We start from the raw sequence: 14,350 nt of genomic DNA on the forward strand, positions 1-14,350 counted from the left end.
CCCACCCGCCCGGTCTGCCACCCCGGCGTGCGGATGCCGGTCCAACCGCTATGTTGTGGGCGTGCAGGCGATCCGGGGGAAGCAGGACCGACGGTGATCCATTTCCCGGCGCAGCGGCGGGGCCCGCTGAGCGCGTTGAGCCTCCGGCTGGCCGCTGCCCTGGGCCTGGTGCTGCTGACCATCGCGGTGGTCTTCCTCGACCGGAACGGCTACCGCGACGTCGACGAGCACGGGCTGACCCTGCTCGACTGCGCCTACTACGCGGTGGTCACCCTCTCCACGACCGGGTACGGCGACATCACCCCGTTCTCGCCGTCGGCCCGGCTGGTCAACGTCCTGTTCATCACCCCCGCCCGGGTGCTCTTCCTGATCATCCTGGTCGGCACCACCCTGGAAGTCCTGACCGAGCAGTACCGGACCGGCCGTCGGCTGGGGCGGTGGAGGAGAACCGTGAAGGACCACGTCATCATCTGCGGCTACGGCACCAAGGGCCGCAGCGCGGTCTCCGCCCTGCTGGAGAACGGCCTGGACAAGTCCCGGATCGTGGTGGTGGAGCGCAGCGGCACCGCGCTGCGGCAGGCGACCTCCGCCGGCCTGGTCGCCATCGAGGGCTCCGCCACCCGCTCGTCGGTGCTGGAGGAGGCGCACGTCCGCAACGCCAAGGCGGTGATCATCGCGACCGACAGCGACGACGCCTCGGTGCTGGTGGCGCTCACCGCGCGGCAGCTCACCGCCGGCCAGGTCCGGATCATCGCGGCGGTCCGCGAGGCGGAGAACGCCCCGCTGCTGCGGCAGAGCGGCGCGCACCACGTGATCGTGTCCTCGGCCACCGCCGGCCGGCTGCTCGGGCTCTCCACCTCGGCGCCGCCGCTGATCGACGTGGTGGAGGACCTGCTCACCCCCGGCCAGGGCATGGCGCTGGCGATGCGCTCCGCCGAGCGGCACGAGGTCGGCAAGTCGCCGCGTGAGTTGGAATCCCTGGTCATCGCGCTGGTCCGCCGGGGCAAGGTGGTCACCCTCGCCGACAAGGCCGGCGCGGTCATCGAGACCGGCGACATGCTCGTCCACGTCCGCGACGACCGCCCCCAAACCACCGCCACCCACCCCTGACCACCCCCTGGGGCGCCCGGGCGCACTTACCGAGAAAGAGCGGCTATTCCGTCGGGAACAGCCACTCTTTCTCGGTAAGAGGTGCGTGGAGCGGGTGGGTCAGAGGATGGTCCAGGTGTCGCCGGTGGCGAGGAGGCCGGCGAGTTGCTCCTCGGGGGTCTCGGTGACCTTCGCCTTGGCGGCGGCCACCTGCTCCTGCACCACGCTGTCGTAGGACGGGCGGTCGACCGAGCGGAACACGCCGATCGGGGTGTTGCGCAGGTCGAGACCGGGCAGCCGGGACAGCGCGAAGGCGTACGCGGGGTCGTTGACTCCGGCGTCGTGCACCACGATCTCCTCGGCCGGGGTGGCCGCGGTCTCCCGGACCTCCAGCCCGAACCCGCCCGGCGGGTGGACGACGCAGAACTGCCCGTCCTTGCCGAACGTGATCGGCTGCCCGTGCTCCAGCCGGATCAGGTAGTCGTCCCGGGTGGCCGGCTCCTTGAGCTGGTCGAACGCGCCGTCGTTGAAGATGTTGCAGTTCTGGTAGATCTCCACGAACGCGGAACCCTGGTGCTGGGCGGCGGCCCGCAGCACCGACTGGAGGTGCTTGCGGTCCGAGTCGATGGTGCGGCCGACGAAGGTGGCCTCCGCGCCCAGCGCCAGCGACAGCGGGTTGAACGGGGCGTCCGCCGAGCCGACCGGGGTCGACTTGGTGATCTTGCCGACCTCGGAGGTCGGCGAGTACTGCCCCTTGGTCAGGCCGTAGATCCGGTTGTTGAACAGCAGGATCTTGAGGTTGACGTTGCGGCGCAGCGCGTGGATCAGGTGGTTGCCGCCGATCGACAGCGCGTCGCCGTCGCCGGTGACCACCCAGACCGACAGGTCCGGCCGGGACACCGACAGGCCGGTGGCGATCGCCGGGGCGCGGCCGTGGATCGAGTGCATCCCGTAGGTGTTCATGTAGTACGGGAAGCGCGACGAGCAGCCGATCCCGGAGACGAAGACGGTGTTCTCCCGGGCGATGTTCAGCTCCGGCATGAACTGCTGAATGGCCGCCAGGATCGCGTAGTCACCGCAACCGGGGCACCAGCGCACCTCCTGGTCGGACTTGAAGTCCTTGGCGGTGAGCTTCAGGGCGACGGGCTCAGACATTCTTCAGGACCTCTTCCAGCGTCGTCTCCAGCTCGGCGGAGGTGAACGGCAGGCCGCGGACCTGGTTGTAGCTGATCGCGTCGACCAGGTACTTGGCCCGGATCACGTGGGCGAGCTGGCCGAGGTTCATCTCGGGGATGACCACCCGGTCGTAGGAGCGCAGCACCTCGCCGAGGTTGGCGGGCATCGGTGCCAGGTGGCGCAGGTGCGCCTGTGCGATCGACAGGCCGCGCTGGCGCAGGGCCCGGCAGGCCGCGCCGATCGGCCCGTACGTCGAGCCCCAGCCGAGCACCAGCACCCGGGCGTCTCCGTCCGGGTCCTCCACCTCGACGTCCGGCACCGGGATCGTGTCGATCCGGGCCGCCCGGGTCCGCACCATGAAGTCGTGGTTCGCCGGGTCGTACGAGATGTCACCGGTCTTGTCGGCCTTCTCCAGGCCGCCGATACGGTGCTCCAGCCCCGGCGTACCCGGGATGGCCCACGGCCGGGCCAGGGTCTCCGGGTCGCGCAGGTAGGGCAGGAAGGTGGTGCCGTCCTCGCCGTTGGGCGTGGTGGCGAACTCGACCCGCAGGTCGGGCAGGGACTCCACGTCGGGCAGCAGCCACGGCTCGGAGCCGTTGGCGACGTAGTTGTCGGACAGCAGGATCACCGGGGTGCGGTAGGTCAGCGCGATCCGGGCCGCCTCCAGCGCCGCGTGGAAGCAGTCGGAGGGCGACTTCGGCGCGATCACCGCGACCGGGGCCTCACCGTGCCGGCCGTGCAGCGCCATGTTCAGGTCGGCCTGCTCGGTCTTGGTGGGCATGCCGGTGGACGGCCCGGCCCGCTGCACGTCGACGATGACCAGCGGCAGCTCCAGCGCCACCGCGAGGGAGATCGTCTCGCTCTTGAGCGCCACGCCCGGGCCGCTGGTGGTGGTGACGCCGAGCGAGCCGCCGTACGAGGCGCCCAGCGCGGCGCCGACCGCGGCGATCTCGTCCTCGGCCTGCATGGTGATCACGCCGAACCGCTTGTGCTTGCTCAGCTCGTGCAGGATGTCCGACGCCGGGGTGATCGGGTACGCCCCGAGGAACACCGGCAGCCCGGAGCGGACGCCGGCGGCCACCAGGCCGAGCGAGAGCGCCGCGTTGCCGGTGATGTTCCGGTAGGTGCCCGGCAGCATCTTGGCCGGCTTCACCTCGTACCGGACGGAGAACGAGTCGGTGGTCTCGCCGAAGTTCCAGCCGGCCCGGAAGGCGGCCACGTTCGCGGCGACCAGCTCCGGACGGGCGGCGAACTTGCGCTCCAGGAAGCGCAGCGTCGACTCGTACGGCCGGGAGTACATCCAGGAGAGCAGGCCCAGCGCGAACATGTTCTTGGCCCGCTCGGCGTCCTTCTTGGACACCGCCTGGTCGGCGAGGGCGCCGACCGTCATCGAGGTCAGCGCCACCGGGTGCACCACGTAGCCGGCGAGCGAGTCGTCGTCCAGCGGGCTGGACTCGTAGCCCACCTTGGCCAGGTTGCGCCGGGTGAACTCGTCGGTGTTGACGATGATGTCCGCGCCGCGGGGCAGGTCGGCCAGGTTGGCCTTGAGCGCCGCCGGGTTCATCGCCACCAGCACGTTCGGCGCATCGCCGGGGGTGAGGATGTCGTAGTCGGCGAAGTGCACCTGGAAGCTCGACACGCCGGGCAGCGTGCCGGCGGGCGCCCGGATCTCGGCCGGGAAGTTGGGCAACGTGGAGATGTCGTTGCCCAGCTGCGCCGTCTCGGAGGTGAACCGGTCGCCGGTCAACTGCATGCCGTCGCCGGAGTCACCGGCGAACCGGATGACCACCCGGTCCAGTTGACGGATCTGCTTGGTCACGCCTGCACCTCGCTTCGCTCAGCCCCGTCGCGCGGGCGGCTGAACCTGATGGTGACCCGGCCTTGCCCCGCCACGTGACCTCCTTGACGCGCCGCTGCGCCGATCCGCCCGTGGCAGGTCCGGCCCGCTGTTGATTCTCACCCCAGAGCCTACGTCGAGCCGTTAGGGCATCCTTGGTGGAGGTCCGACGAGTGGGAACGAATCCGAAGGTTGTTCGTCCGGTTGTGGGCCGTTTCGGGGTGACCGCCGTAATCGAGATCACGGCCGCCGACCCTTACCGGGCCGGCCGGTTCAGTCGGATGCCGGATTCGCCGACGGGTCCGGCACCGGCCCGCTCATCCGCCGCCGCAACGAGCTGGTGGCCAGCGCGAGCGCCAGCACCACCAGCAGCCCGGAGCCGGCGATCAGGGTGACCGCGATCCGCTGCGCCGAGTTCATCGCGCCCCGGTCGGAGGTCTGACCGCCGGCGGCGATCACGCCCTGCGAGCCGGTGGGGACCGGGGTCGCCGCCGGCGGGGTGGCCAGCGCCACCGCCGCGGTGATCCGGAAGCTCATCTGCATCTGCCGGGTCCGCCCGGCGCGCGGGTCGAGCTGGGCGATCACCGCTCCGGCCAGCGGCGCCGCGCGCTGGGCCTGCGGGGTGGCGGCGACCGGCAGGCGCAGGGTGGCGGTACGGCCCGCCGCCACGGTCCCGGCGTCGCACCGGGTACGCGTCGGTGAGACCACCTCGCAACCGGGCGTGGCGAGCACGCTGACCCCGTCCGGCAGCACCACCTCCACCCGTCCCGCGGCGTCCACCCGGCCGGTGTTGCCCAGCCGAACGCCCAGTTCGGCCGGGCCGCCGCTGATGTCGAAGGCCACCTCCTCGGCGGCGAGGCTCATTCCGGGCGCCGGCGGGCCGGGCGGGAAGAGGACCGCGAAGCCCTCGTTGTCCGCGGCGGTGGCCGTCCCCGCGCCGGACGCGGTGGCCCGGACCGAGCCGCTGAGCGGCATCTTCCGCCACGCCCCGCCGTCGACCCGGACCCGGATCAGGCTGGTGAACTTCGCGCCCGGGGCGGCGGCCCACTCGCCGCACTGCCAGTTGCCGCCGCCCATCGCGGCGCAGCCCGGGGTGCCCGCGTCGGTCACCCCGGCGGGCAGGGTGTAGGCGAGGTGGACCCGTCCGGCGAGCGTCCCGGTGTTGGCGATGGTCACCCGGAGCGTGGTGGTGGTGGTCCGGGCGTTCCAGTAGCCGGGGCCGAGCACGATGTCGCGGGTGGTGACCCGTACCCCCAGGCCGCCGGTGTCCTGCTGGCTCGGCGCGGGGTCGCCCGGGGGCACCGGCCGGCCGCCACCACCCTGCGGGGGCGGCGGCGGGGCGGGCGCGGTGGTGGTCGGCGCGGTGGTGTTCGGGGCGGGGTCGCCGGGGGCGGGCGTCGTCGGGGTGGCCGTGGTCGGCTCGGGTGCCGGGGTGGTCGGCTCCGGGTCGGGGGGCAGCGTCGGCGGCGCGGTGGTCGGCAGCGGTTCGGTGGCGGTCGGCTCGACCGGCGGAGTGGTCTCGTCCGTCGGCTCACCACCCGGCGTCGTCGCGTCGGTCGCGGCGGTGACCACCCGCAGCACCGTCGGGGAGGCGGTGGCCAGGCCCGGCGCGGCCGCGAGCGCGACCGCCAGCCCGATGGCCAGCGACGCCGCTACCAGCGAAGAGGTACGCCGGGCGAGCGTCCGCCGACCGGGGCGTACGTCCACGCGGGCCATCTGTCCTCCGTGACACTGGGTGAGCTTTCATTATTCGGTAACAGTTGCCGGGGGGCACTAGTCCCACCGGGAAACAAATTCGTAACGTGTTCGGTACGCCTCCCGGGCCGGTCGGGCGGGACCGGTGGCCGGTAGGCTGATCCACCGTGACCGGTTACCTGGGCTCGTACGCGACGCTCGGGCTCCTCCTGCTCGCCAGCGCTCTCTTCTTCGTTACGGCGTTCTCGGCCAATCGGGTGTTACGTCCTGGCCGTCCGGCTGACCCCTGGGGCAAGCGGACCAGCTACGAGTGCGGTCTCGACCCGGTCGGCGGCGACTGGGCGCAGATGCAGATCCGCTACTACGTTTACGCGTACCTCTACGTCCTGTTCGCCGTCGAGGCGGTCTTCCTCTTCCCCTGGGCGCTGGTCTTCGACCGTCCCGGCTTCGGCCTGGTCACCGTCGCCGAGATGGGCATCTTCGTGGCCGTGGTGGCGCTCGGCATCCTCTACGCCTGGCGCAAGAACATCCTCCGCTGGACCTGACGCCGGCGCCGGTCAGGCGAGACCGCGGCGGGTGAGCGTCGGGGGGCGGTCGCCGCGGATCGAGGCGACCATGTCCAGCACGCGGCGGGTGGGGCGCACCTGGTGGGCGCGGAAGACCCGGGCCCCGAGCCAGGCCGAGACGGCGGTCGCGGCGAGGGTGCCCTCCAGTCGTTCCGGCACCGGCAGGTCCAGCGTCTCGCCGATGAAGTCCTTGTTCGACAGGGCCACCAGCAGCGGCCAGCCGGTCCCGGTCAGCTCGTCGAGCCGGCGGGTGATCTCCAGCGAGTGCCGGGTGTTCTTGCCGAAGTCGTGCGCCGGGTCGATCAGGATGCCGTCGGGGCGTACCCCCAGAGTCACCGCGCGCTCGGCGAGCCCGGTCACCGTGTCGACCACGTCGGCGACCACGTCGTCGAAGGTGGCCCGGTGTGGCCGGGTACGCGGGGCGAGCCCGCCGGCGTGCGAGCAGACCAGCCCGGCCCCGGTCTGCGCGGCGACCCGGGCCAGCGCCGGGTCGGCGCCGGACCAGGTGTCGTTGAGCAGGTCGGCGCCGGCCGCCACCGCCTCCACCGCGACCTCGGCCCGCCAGGTGTCGATCGAGATCACCACGTCGGGGAAGGCGGCCCGGACGGCGGCGATGGTGTCCACCGTCCGCCGGATCTCCTCGACGACGTCGACCTCGTCGCCCGGCCCGGCCTTCACCCCGCCGATGTCGATGATCTCCGCGCCCTCGGTCACCGCGGCCTCCACCGCGCGCAGCGCGCTGTCCTGGGCGAAGGTCGCGCCCCGGTCGAAGAACGAGTCCGGCGTGCGGTTGACGATCGCCATCACCACCAGCTCGCCCGGTCCGAACGTCCGCCCACCGAGCCGCAGTGCCCCGGCCATCCCGCCTCCCGCCCGTCGCCGGCCGGGTCACCCGGCCGGTGACGACGCTATCCGGTCGACCGGCACGCCGGCGGGCCGGGACGTCACCAGGGGATCCGGGGCGCTGCGGTGGTTGGGGTCGCTCGGGGGGCGGTCGCCGTGCCACGATCTGTCCATGGGTCAGGTTCTGCTCGTACTGGTCATCGCGTTGACCGTGGCGGCGGTGGTGTTCGGGGTGACGGTGCTGGTCTCCGGCCGGGACGCCGGCCTGGCGCCGGCCGAGCCGGACGGCCGGGCCGTGCCGCTGCCGGGCAGCCGCCCGCTGCGCGAGGCGGACGTCGGCGAGGTCCGCTTCGACACCGCGCTGCGCGGCTACCGGATGGTCCAGGTCGACCAGGCGATGCGCCGGGCCGCCTACGACATCGGCTACAAGGCCGAGCTGATCGGCGTGCTGGAGGCCGAGGTCGCGGCGCTGCGCGAGGGCCGGCTGGCCGACGCCGACGCGCTGCGCCGCGCCCGCGAGGAGGCGGCCGGCGAAGCCCCGGCCACCGACCCCGGGTACGCCGAACTCGCAAGTGCCGCCGCGACACCGGCGGACGGATCGACCGACGCGCCACGGGACGTCGAGCCGAGCGCGGCGGTCTCGGACGGCGTCCGCCCGCTCGACGCCGACCGGTCGGCGGCCGACGACGCCGACCGGCCGCTCGACGCCCCGGCCCTGCGCACCGCCGCCGCTGACGCCGGGGCCCCGCCCGAGGCGGCCGACGACGCCGCGCCCGCCCTGCGCACCGCGGCCGTGGACACCGACCCCCGCTCCGACGGCACCGACCCCGATGCCGACCCGGCCGGCGGGCGGCCCGGCGACAGGGTCCGCTCGGAGTCGCTGTGACCGGCCCGGAGGGCGTGGACGGCCTGCGTGAGGCCGCCCAGCCCGGGGCCGGCGAGTTCACCGCCACGGTGATCGTGGACGCCCCCGCCCCCCGGGTCTTCGCCGCGCTCACCGACTGGGAGCGGCAGTCCGAGTGGATCCCGTTCACCACGGTCCGCGTCGTCGAGGGCGACGGCGGGGAGGGCACCCTGGTCGAGGCGGTCACCGCGCTCGGGCCGGCGGTGCTGCGCGACGAGATGCGGGTGGTCCGGGTCGACGCGCCGTACGAGGTCGGCGTCGTGCACTGCGGCAAGCTGCTCCGCGGTCCCGGCGTGCTGCGCTGCACCCCGCTGGCCCGGGACCGCACCCAGGTGGTCTGGCACGAGTGGTTCCACCTGCCCGGCGGGCCGGCCGGCCGGGTGGCGTGGCCGCTGCTCTGGCCGGGCTCCAAGGCGAGCCTCACCCTGGCGCTGAAGCGTTTCGCCCGGCTGGTCGAGCAGGGCCGGTTGCCCTGACCCCACCCGGCGCTGTCGGAGCCAGGCCCTAGCCTGTACGCCGTGACTGACCTGGTGACCGGCCCCGACGGCCTGACCCGCTGCGCCTGGGGGTCGAGCACCCCGGACTACGCCGTCTACCACGACACCGAGTGGGGCCGGCCGCTGCGCGGCGACGACGCGCTCTACGAGCGGCTGACGCTGGAGGCGTTCCAGTCCGGCCTGTCCTGGCTGACCATCCTGCGCAAGCGCCCGGCGTTCCGGCTGGCCTTCGACCAGTTCCGGATCGAGCGGGTCGCCGGTTACGGCGAGGCCGACGTGGCCCGGCTGCTCGCCGACGCGGGGATCGTCCGCAACCGCGCCAAGATCGAGGCGGCGATCGCCAACGCGCGGGCCGCCCTGGAGCTGCCCGACGGGCTCTCCGCGCTGCTCTGGTCGTACGCGCCGCCGGCCCGGGCCGCCCGGCCGGCGTCGTTCGCCTCGGTGCCCGCCCTGACGCCGGAGTCCACCGCGCTGGCCAAGGCGCTCAAGAAGAGCGGCTTCCGCTTCGTCGGCCCCACCACCGCGTACGCGCTGATGCAGGCCACCGGCATGGTCGACGATCACCTGGCCGGCTGCCACGTGGCCGCCGCCGAGGCGGCCCGTGATGAGATGGGGGCATGACCGCGACCGACCACCGCGCCAGCGGGACGACCGACGTCGACGGGCCGGCTGAGGGCGCCTGGGCGCTGCTCCTGCCGGCCGGCCGGTACGACGCCGAACGCCTCGTCCACCACGACATCCTGGAGCTGCCCGCCCCGGTCGGGGAGTCCCGGCCGCGCCCCGGTGACCCGGTGGCGGTGCTGGTGCCGGAGCCGCCCCGGCTGGTGGCCCTGGGTCGGGTGGCCCGCGCGGGTGCGGACTCGCTGGTGGTGACGTACACCCGGCGGGCCTTCGACGAGCCGGCCCCGGCCGACCAGGTGCCGGTCGCCGGGCCGGTCACCCCGCTCGACGCCGGGATCTACCGCGAGCTGGCCGACCGGCTCGGCCCGCCGCCGCTGCGCCGCACCTGGCTGGTCAGCCTGGACCTCCCGATCGAGGCGGACTCCCGGGCCGAGGCGGTCCGGCTCTTCTGGTCGTACGTGCAGGAGCTGGGCCCGGCCGAGCTGCCCGCGTTCGTCTCCCCGTCCGGCGACGAGCTGGCCATGCAGGCGTTCGTGCTGGGCGCCGAGGCGAACCAGGACCCGGAGGAGGACGACTGACCGGGTGAGCGCCGGCCGGCCCCGCGGACCGGGCCGGCGCTGGTGCCGTCAGTGGCCCTCGAAGACCGGCCTGCGCTTCGCCACGAACGCCATCGTGGCGGCCTTGTGGTCGGCGGTGGCGCCGCAGATCGCCTGGGCCTGCGCCTCGGCGGCGAGGGCGTCGGCGAGGGTGCCCGCGTCGGCGATGGAGAGCTGACGCTTGATCGCCGCGTACGCGACGGTCGGGCCGGCGGCGAGCCGGGCGGCCAGCTCCTGCGCGGTCGGCAGCACCTGCTCGTCGTCCTCGACCAGCTTGTTGAGCAGGCCCAGCCGGCAGGCCTCCTCGGCGCCGACCGGCTCGGCGAGCATCAGCAGCTCGACGGCCTTGGCGTGGCCGACCAGCCGGGGCAGCGTCCAGGAGGCCCCGGTGTCGGCGGCCAGCCCCACCCCGGCGAACGCCATCAGGAACTTCGTCTTCGGGCCGCCGACCCGGAAATCGGCGAGGAAGGCCAGCGAGGCGCCCGCCCCGGCCGCCATCCCGCGCACCGCGGCCACCACCGGTTTGGGCAGGCTGGCCAGCCGGGCGGCGATCGGGTTGTAGTGCGCCCGCACGGTGTCCAGCGGGTTCGTGGTGGTCGACTGGAGGGTCTGCACGTGCTCGCGCAGGTCCTGGCCGGCGCTGAACTGCCCGCCCGCGCCGGCCAGCACCACGGCCCGGCAGGAACGGTCGGCCTCCAGCTCGGCCAGGGTGTCCCGGAGCGCCTCCTTGAGCGCCACGTCGAGCGAGTTCATCGCCGTGGGGCGGTTCAGCGTCAGGGTGACCACGGCGTCGGTGCGGTCGACGAGCAGCGGCTCGGTCACGTTTCTAACGACCCTTCTGTCGGGCGATGCGGTTGCTGGCGTCGAGGCAGTGCTCGACGTACCGGTCGGCGGCCGGCCGGAGCCGGGCCGCGTGCCGGTCGAAGAAGCTGGCCGCGGTGGTGCCGGGCCAGCGCTCCGGGAGCAGCGCCGGGGGCAGCTGCGGGTCCCGGAACAGGAACGTACGCCACGCGTGCACCAGCCGGAACCGGGCCGCGTACGCCTCCTCGTCGCCGCTGCGTACGGTCACCCCGGACAGCAGCGGCCGCTGCTCGGCGACGAACCGCTCGTACGCGTGCCCGATCTCGGTGAGGTCCCAGGCCCGGCGGACGACCCCCATCGCGCCCGGCGTGCCGGCGGCGTGCGCGGCGGTGAACCGCTCGTAGCGCACGCCCGCCTCCTCCAGGAGCAGGTCCACGTCCTCGCTCGCCCGGGTGGCCACCCAGGTGTGCTCGTCGAGGGTGCCGTAGCCTAGGAAGGCCAGGTTGGCGGCGAGGCGCTGCCGGTCCCGCCGGGCCGTCGGGGTCTGGAGCACCAGGAGGTCGAACCGGCCGTCCCAGGTGACCCGGCCGGTGCGGTAGATCCGGGCGCCCGCCTCGTCGAGTCGCCGGGCGGCCTTCGGTGTGATCGAATATCCGGGCCCGGTGGCCAGCCGGAGTGGGTCCAGCCAGCCCTGACGGACCATCCGGGAGACCGCGGTGCGCACGGCCGGAGGAGCGATCCCGAGCGGCGCCAGCAGCTTGACCAGGGCGGCGACCGGTGCACGGCCACCCCTCGGTCGGAGGTAGTCGCCGTACAGGTCGAAGAGTGCCGACCGTGCCTGCATGACCGCACATTGTGACAGGCCTTCTCAAGATAAGCTAGATGCTGTTACATCAATGCTGCTTCGGTTTGGGTCCGGCGGTGTTCATCAGGGAAAATCGTTGGTCGACACCTCCGCGTACGTTGCGGGTGGTCGTGACGAAGTGGCTGTGGGGCAACCCACCGACCCTGATACAGGTCTGAGGGGAGACAACATGGCGGCGATGAAGCCGCGGACGGGCGACGGTCCGCTGGAAGTCACCAAGGAGGGCCGGGGCATCGTCATGCGGGTCCCGCTGGAGGGCGGTGGCCGGCTCGTCGTCGAGATGACTCCCGACGAGGCCAATGCACTGGGTGACGCACTGAAGGCGGCCGCCGGCTGATCGACCGACAGGCCGCGCGGCGACGCGCGGGCGGTTCGTCGTATCCCTGAGCCACCGGCCACGGCCGGTGGCTCAGGGTCTTCACCTGTACGCGGGTGGCCAGGCCCCGCACCACGATCCTTTCCCGGAGGTACGGTCCAGCGTGCTCGCCATCCGCCTGTCAGCCGGTCCGGACCGGCTCGACACCCTCGTCCTGCCCGTCCGCGCAGCGGCCGACACCGACGGGGGCGACATTCCGGCGACGCTGGCCCCGACCGGACCGGCCCTGCCCGACGAGGTGCTGGCGGAGGCGACCGCCCTGCTGCCGGCCACCCGGCTGACCGGCCGGGCCGGCGAGACGTACGCGCACCTGCGACCGGCCCGTACCCCCGCCCGACTGCTGCTGCTCGGCATCGGCGACGGCGCCGACCGGGCCTGGCGGGCCGCCGGGGCGGCGTTGACCCGCGCCGGCAAGAATGAGACGCACATCACGTTTTCGGTGCCGACCGGGACCGGCGCGGAGGCGGTGCGCGCCCTCGTCGAGGGGCTGCTGCTCGCCTCCTACCGGTTCCGGATGACCGAGGCCGGCGAGTCGCCCGCGCTGACCGGGGTGGACCTGCTGGTCGACGACCCCGACGCGTACCGCGACGCGGTCGAGGTCGCCGAGACCACCGCCCGGATGACCCGACTCGCCCGGGACCTCACCAACACCCCGTCCTCGGTGAAGAACCCGCAGTGGTTCGTCGCGCAGGTCGAGGCGGCCGCGGCCGACCAGCCCGACCTGCACCTGCGGGTACGCGGACCCGAGGAACTGGCCGCCGAGGGCTTCGGCGGCATCCTCGCCGTCGGCGGCGGCTCGGCGAGCACCCCCCGCCTGGTGGAGCTGGACTGGCGGCCCGCCGACGCCCGCACCCACGTGGTGCTGGTCGGCAAGGGCATCACCTTCGACACCGGCGGCATCTCGATCAAGCCGGTGCCGGCGATGAAGCTGATGCGCAAGGACATGGCCGGCGCGGCCGCGGTGGTCGCGGCGACGCTGGGCGCGGCCGCGCTGCGGCTGCCGGTGCGGATCACCACGCTCGCCCCGCTGGCCGAGAACATGGTCAGCGGGTCGGCGTTCCGCCCCGGCGACATCGTCCGCCACTACGGCGGCCTGACCAGCGAGACCACCAACTCCGACGCCGAGGGCCGGCTGGTCCTCGCCGACGCGCTGGCGTACGCGGTCCGAGAACTCCAGCCGGACCTGCTCATCGACCTGGCCACCCTGACCGGCGCCAACGCGGTCGCGCTCGGCAAGCGCACCGGCGCCCTCTACAGCGAGAACGACCAGCTCGCCGCCGACCTGCTGGCCGCCGTCGACGCCGCCGGCGAGGCCGCCTGGCGGATGCCGCTGGCCGCCGACTACGTCGAGCACCTCGGCAGTGACCTGGCGGACCTGCACAGCTCGCCCGCCGTCGGCGCCGGCTCGGTGACCGCCGCGCTCTACCTGCGCGAGTTCACCGGTGACCTGCGCGACCGGTGGCTGCACATCGACATGTCCGCCCCGTCCTGGGCCGACGGCGACGACGCCGAACTGACCCGGGGCGCGACCGGCTGGGGCGTACGCGGGCTGCTGCGCTGGCTGGCGACGCTGGACTGAGCCGGCGGTCCCGGCCGGCGCGCGGCGGACGCCGGGCCGGGCGGTCGGCGCCGGGTCAGCACTTCACGGCGGCGAGCAGGCCGTGCCCCACCGGCAGCAGCGCCGGGATCCAGTGCTCGGACTCCCGGAGCGCCTTGATCGTCTCGCGGACGGTCACCGTCTCGGCGTCCCGCGCGGCCGGGTCGCCGATCCGCCCGCCGGCCAGGGTGCCGTTGAGGGCCAGCACCCCGCCGGGTCGCAGCAGCCGCAGCGCGGCGTCGACGTACGCGGCGTAGCCGGTCGCCTCGGCGTCGACGAAGACCAGGTCGTAAGCGCCGTCCGCGAGCCGGGGCAGCACGTCCAGCGCCCGGCCGGTGATGATCCGGGTACGCCCCGACGGGAAGCCGGCCTCCACGAAGATGCGCCGGGCGATCCGCTGGTGCTCGACCTCCAGGTCGATGGTGGTGAGCACGCCGTCGGCCCGCATCCCGCGCAGCAGCCAGACGCCGCTGACCCCGGTGCCGGTGCCGATCTCCACCACCGCCCGGGCGTTGCCGGCGGCGGCGAGCAGGCGCAGCGCCGCCCCGGCCCCGGGCGTCACCGCGTCGAGGCCCACCTCCCGGGCGAGGCTGCGGGCGGTCCGCAGGACGAGGTCCTCGCCGACGTACGACTCGGCGAACTGCAGCGCCTGCGCCGTCGGAGTGCCGGAATTGGCGACCGTGGCGATGGGACACCTCCGGGCGGCGGGAGTGGTGCGGGGGGCGGGTTGGCGGTATGAGCCTAGAGGCGAGCCTTCCGGCGCGCAGCCGCGCCGTCCGCCGTCGACGATCACGCCCGGCAAGAGCTGATGCCATCCGGCTCATCCGTGCAATCCTGGAAGCGGTATCCCTCGTTTCGCGACGGCCGCCGCACCACGCGGCACGGGG

General features: G+C 73.8%; 15 protein-coding genes. 8 read left to right on the forward strand and 7 right to left on the reverse strand.

The features are described 5' to 3' along the window. Nucleotides 1–93: 93 nt before the first annotated feature. On the forward strand, nucleotides 94–1,110 hold the full coding sequence (locus KBX37_RS19920; protein ID WP_210777449.1) for a TrkA family potassium uptake protein: 1,017 nt from the start codon (nucleotides 94–96) through the stop codon (nucleotides 1,108–1,110). 99 nt (nucleotides 1,111–1,209) lie between these two features. Here KBX37_RS19920 and KBX37_RS19925 read toward each other — a convergent pair whose 3' ends face one another. From KBX37_RS19925 to KBX37_RS19935, 3 genes are all read right to left on the reverse strand, one after another. Further along, nucleotides 1,210–2,244, reverse strand: a complete 1,035-nt coding sequence (locus KBX37_RS19925) for a 2-oxoacid:ferredoxin oxidoreductase subunit beta (protein WP_210777450.1) — start codon at nucleotides 2,242–2,244, stop codon at nucleotides 1,210–1,212. Then, a complete protein-coding gene (locus tag KBX37_RS19930; RefSeq protein WP_210777451.1) occupies nucleotides 2,237–4,084 on the reverse strand; it encodes a 2-oxoacid:acceptor oxidoreductase subunit alpha in 1,848 nt (615 codons plus the stop codon). The genes KBX37_RS19925 and KBX37_RS19930 overlap by 8 nt, the downstream gene beginning before the upstream one ends. A gap of 291 nt (nucleotides 4,085–4,375) precedes the next feature. Continuing rightward, on the reverse strand, nucleotides 4,376–5,818 hold the full coding sequence (locus KBX37_RS19935) for a hypothetical protein (protein ID WP_210777452.1): 1,443 nt from the start codon (nucleotides 5,816–5,818) through the stop codon (nucleotides 4,376–4,378). Between the two features lie 146 nt (nucleotides 5,819–5,964). Here KBX37_RS19935 and ndhC point away from each other — a divergent pair, with 146 nt between their 5' ends. Continuing rightward, nucleotides 5,965–6,342: an NADH-quinone oxidoreductase subunit A gene (gene ndhC / locus KBX37_RS19940; RefSeq protein WP_088964137.1), complete on the forward strand. Its 378-nt coding sequence runs from the start codon at nucleotides 5,965–5,967 to the stop codon at nucleotides 6,340–6,342. Nucleotides 6,343–6,354: 12 nt separating this feature from the next. Here the strand turns inward: ndhC and folP are convergent, their stop codons facing one another. Next, nucleotides 6,355–7,224, reverse strand: a complete 870-nt coding sequence (gene folP, locus KBX37_RS19945; RefSeq protein ID WP_210777453.1) for a dihydropteroate synthase — start codon at nucleotides 7,222–7,224, stop codon at nucleotides 6,355–6,357. 154 nt (nucleotides 7,225–7,378) lie between these two features. Between folP and KBX37_RS19950 the strand changes: the two genes are divergently transcribed. Genes KBX37_RS19950 through KBX37_RS19965 form a run of 4 tightly spaced genes read left to right on the forward strand, consistent with a single transcriptional unit; the run spans nucleotide 7,379 to nucleotide 9,806 of the window. Beyond that, nucleotides 7,379–8,092, forward strand: a complete 714-nt coding sequence (locus KBX37_RS19950) for a DivIVA domain-containing protein (RefSeq protein WP_210777454.1) — start codon at nucleotides 7,379–7,381, stop codon at nucleotides 8,090–8,092. Beyond that, on the forward strand, nucleotides 8,089–8,586 hold the full coding sequence (locus tag KBX37_RS19955) for an SRPBCC family protein (protein ID WP_210777455.1): 498 nt from the start codon (nucleotides 8,089–8,091) through the stop codon (nucleotides 8,584–8,586). The genes KBX37_RS19950 and KBX37_RS19955 overlap by 4 nt, the downstream gene beginning before the upstream one ends. Nucleotides 8,587–8,628: 42 nt before the next feature. Then, nucleotides 8,629–9,228 (forward strand): DNA-3-methyladenine glycosylase I, encoded by a 600-nt coding sequence (locus KBX37_RS19960; RefSeq protein ID WP_210777456.1) that lies wholly within the window; start codon nucleotides 8,629–8,631, stop codon nucleotides 9,226–9,228. After that, entirely contained in the window at nucleotides 9,225–9,806 is a 582-nt protein-coding gene (locus tag KBX37_RS19965) for a hypothetical protein (protein WP_210777457.1), read from the forward strand. The genes KBX37_RS19960 and KBX37_RS19965 overlap by 4 nt, the downstream gene beginning before the upstream one ends. 48 nt (nucleotides 9,807–9,854) lie before the next feature. Here KBX37_RS19965 and KBX37_RS19970 read toward each other — a convergent pair whose 3' ends face one another. Both KBX37_RS19970 and KBX37_RS19975 read right to left on the reverse strand, forming a co-directional pair. Beyond that, on the reverse strand, nucleotides 9,855–10,646 hold the full coding sequence (locus KBX37_RS19970) for an enoyl-CoA hydratase/isomerase family protein (protein ID WP_210777458.1): 792 nt from the start codon (nucleotides 10,644–10,646) through the stop codon (nucleotides 9,855–9,857). A 4-nt stretch (nucleotides 10,647–10,650) separates the two neighbouring features. After that, complete coding sequence (locus tag KBX37_RS19975) at nucleotides 10,651–11,469, reverse strand: PaaX family transcriptional regulator C-terminal domain-containing protein (protein ID WP_210777459.1); 819 nt, start codon at nucleotides 11,467–11,469, stop codon at nucleotides 10,651–10,653. 190 nt (nucleotides 11,470–11,659) lie between these two features. Here KBX37_RS19975 and KBX37_RS19980 point away from each other — a divergent pair, with 190 nt between their 5' ends. Both KBX37_RS19980 and KBX37_RS19985 read left to right on the forward strand, forming a co-directional pair. Continuing rightward, on the forward strand, nucleotides 11,660–11,827 hold the full coding sequence (locus tag KBX37_RS19980) for a DUF3117 domain-containing protein (protein ID WP_007455245.1): 168 nt from the start codon (nucleotides 11,660–11,662) through the stop codon (nucleotides 11,825–11,827). Nucleotides 11,828–11,969: 142 nt separating this feature from the next. After that, the gene (locus KBX37_RS19985; protein ID WP_210777460.1) at nucleotides 11,970–13,445 is read left to right on the forward strand and encodes a M17 family metallopeptidase; all 1,476 of its coding nucleotides are present in this window, start codon (nucleotides 11,970–11,972) and stop codon (nucleotides 13,443–13,445) included. A 55-nt stretch (nucleotides 13,446–13,500) separates the two neighbouring features. Here the strand turns inward: KBX37_RS19985 and KBX37_RS19990 are convergent, their stop codons facing one another. Next, nucleotides 13,501–14,109, reverse strand: a complete 609-nt coding sequence (locus KBX37_RS19990) for an O-methyltransferase (RefSeq protein WP_210777482.1) — start codon at nucleotides 14,107–14,109, stop codon at nucleotides 13,501–13,503. Between the last annotated feature and the right edge of the window lie 241 nt (nucleotides 14,110–14,350).

It is taken from the genome of Micromonospora sp. U56, from assembly GCF_018070095.1.
Classification (GTDB): Bacteria; Actinomycetota; Actinomycetes; order Mycobacteriales; family Micromonosporaceae; genus Micromonospora; species Micromonospora purpureochromogenes.

Coding starts and splice junctions, on each gene's coding strand:
- KBX37_RS19935 (WP_210777452.1), bottom strand. CDS start 5,818: ATGGCCCGCGTGGACGTACGCCCCGGTCGGCGGACGCTCGCCCGGCGT.
- KBX37_RS19925 (WP_210777450.1), bottom strand. CDS start 2,244: ATGTCTGAGCCCGTCGCCCTGAAGCTCACCGCCAAGGACTTCAAGTCC.
- folP (WP_210777453.1), bottom strand. CDS start 7,224: ATGGCCGGGGCACTGCGGCTCGGTGGGCGGACGTTCGGACCGGGCGAG.
- KBX37_RS19965 (WP_210777457.1), top strand. CDS start 9,225: ATGACCGCGACCGACCACCGCGCCAGCGGGACGACCGACGTCGACGGG.
- KBX37_RS19975 (WP_210777459.1), bottom strand. CDS start 11,469: ATGCAGGCACGGTCGGCACTCTTCGACCTGTACGGCGACTACCTCCGA.
- KBX37_RS19980 (WP_007455245.1), top strand. CDS start 11,660: ATGGCGGCGATGAAGCCGCGGACGGGCGACGGTCCGCTGGAAGTCACC.
- KBX37_RS19950 (WP_210777454.1), top strand. CDS start 7,379: ATGGGTCAGGTTCTGCTCGTACTGGTCATCGCGTTGACCGTGGCGGCG.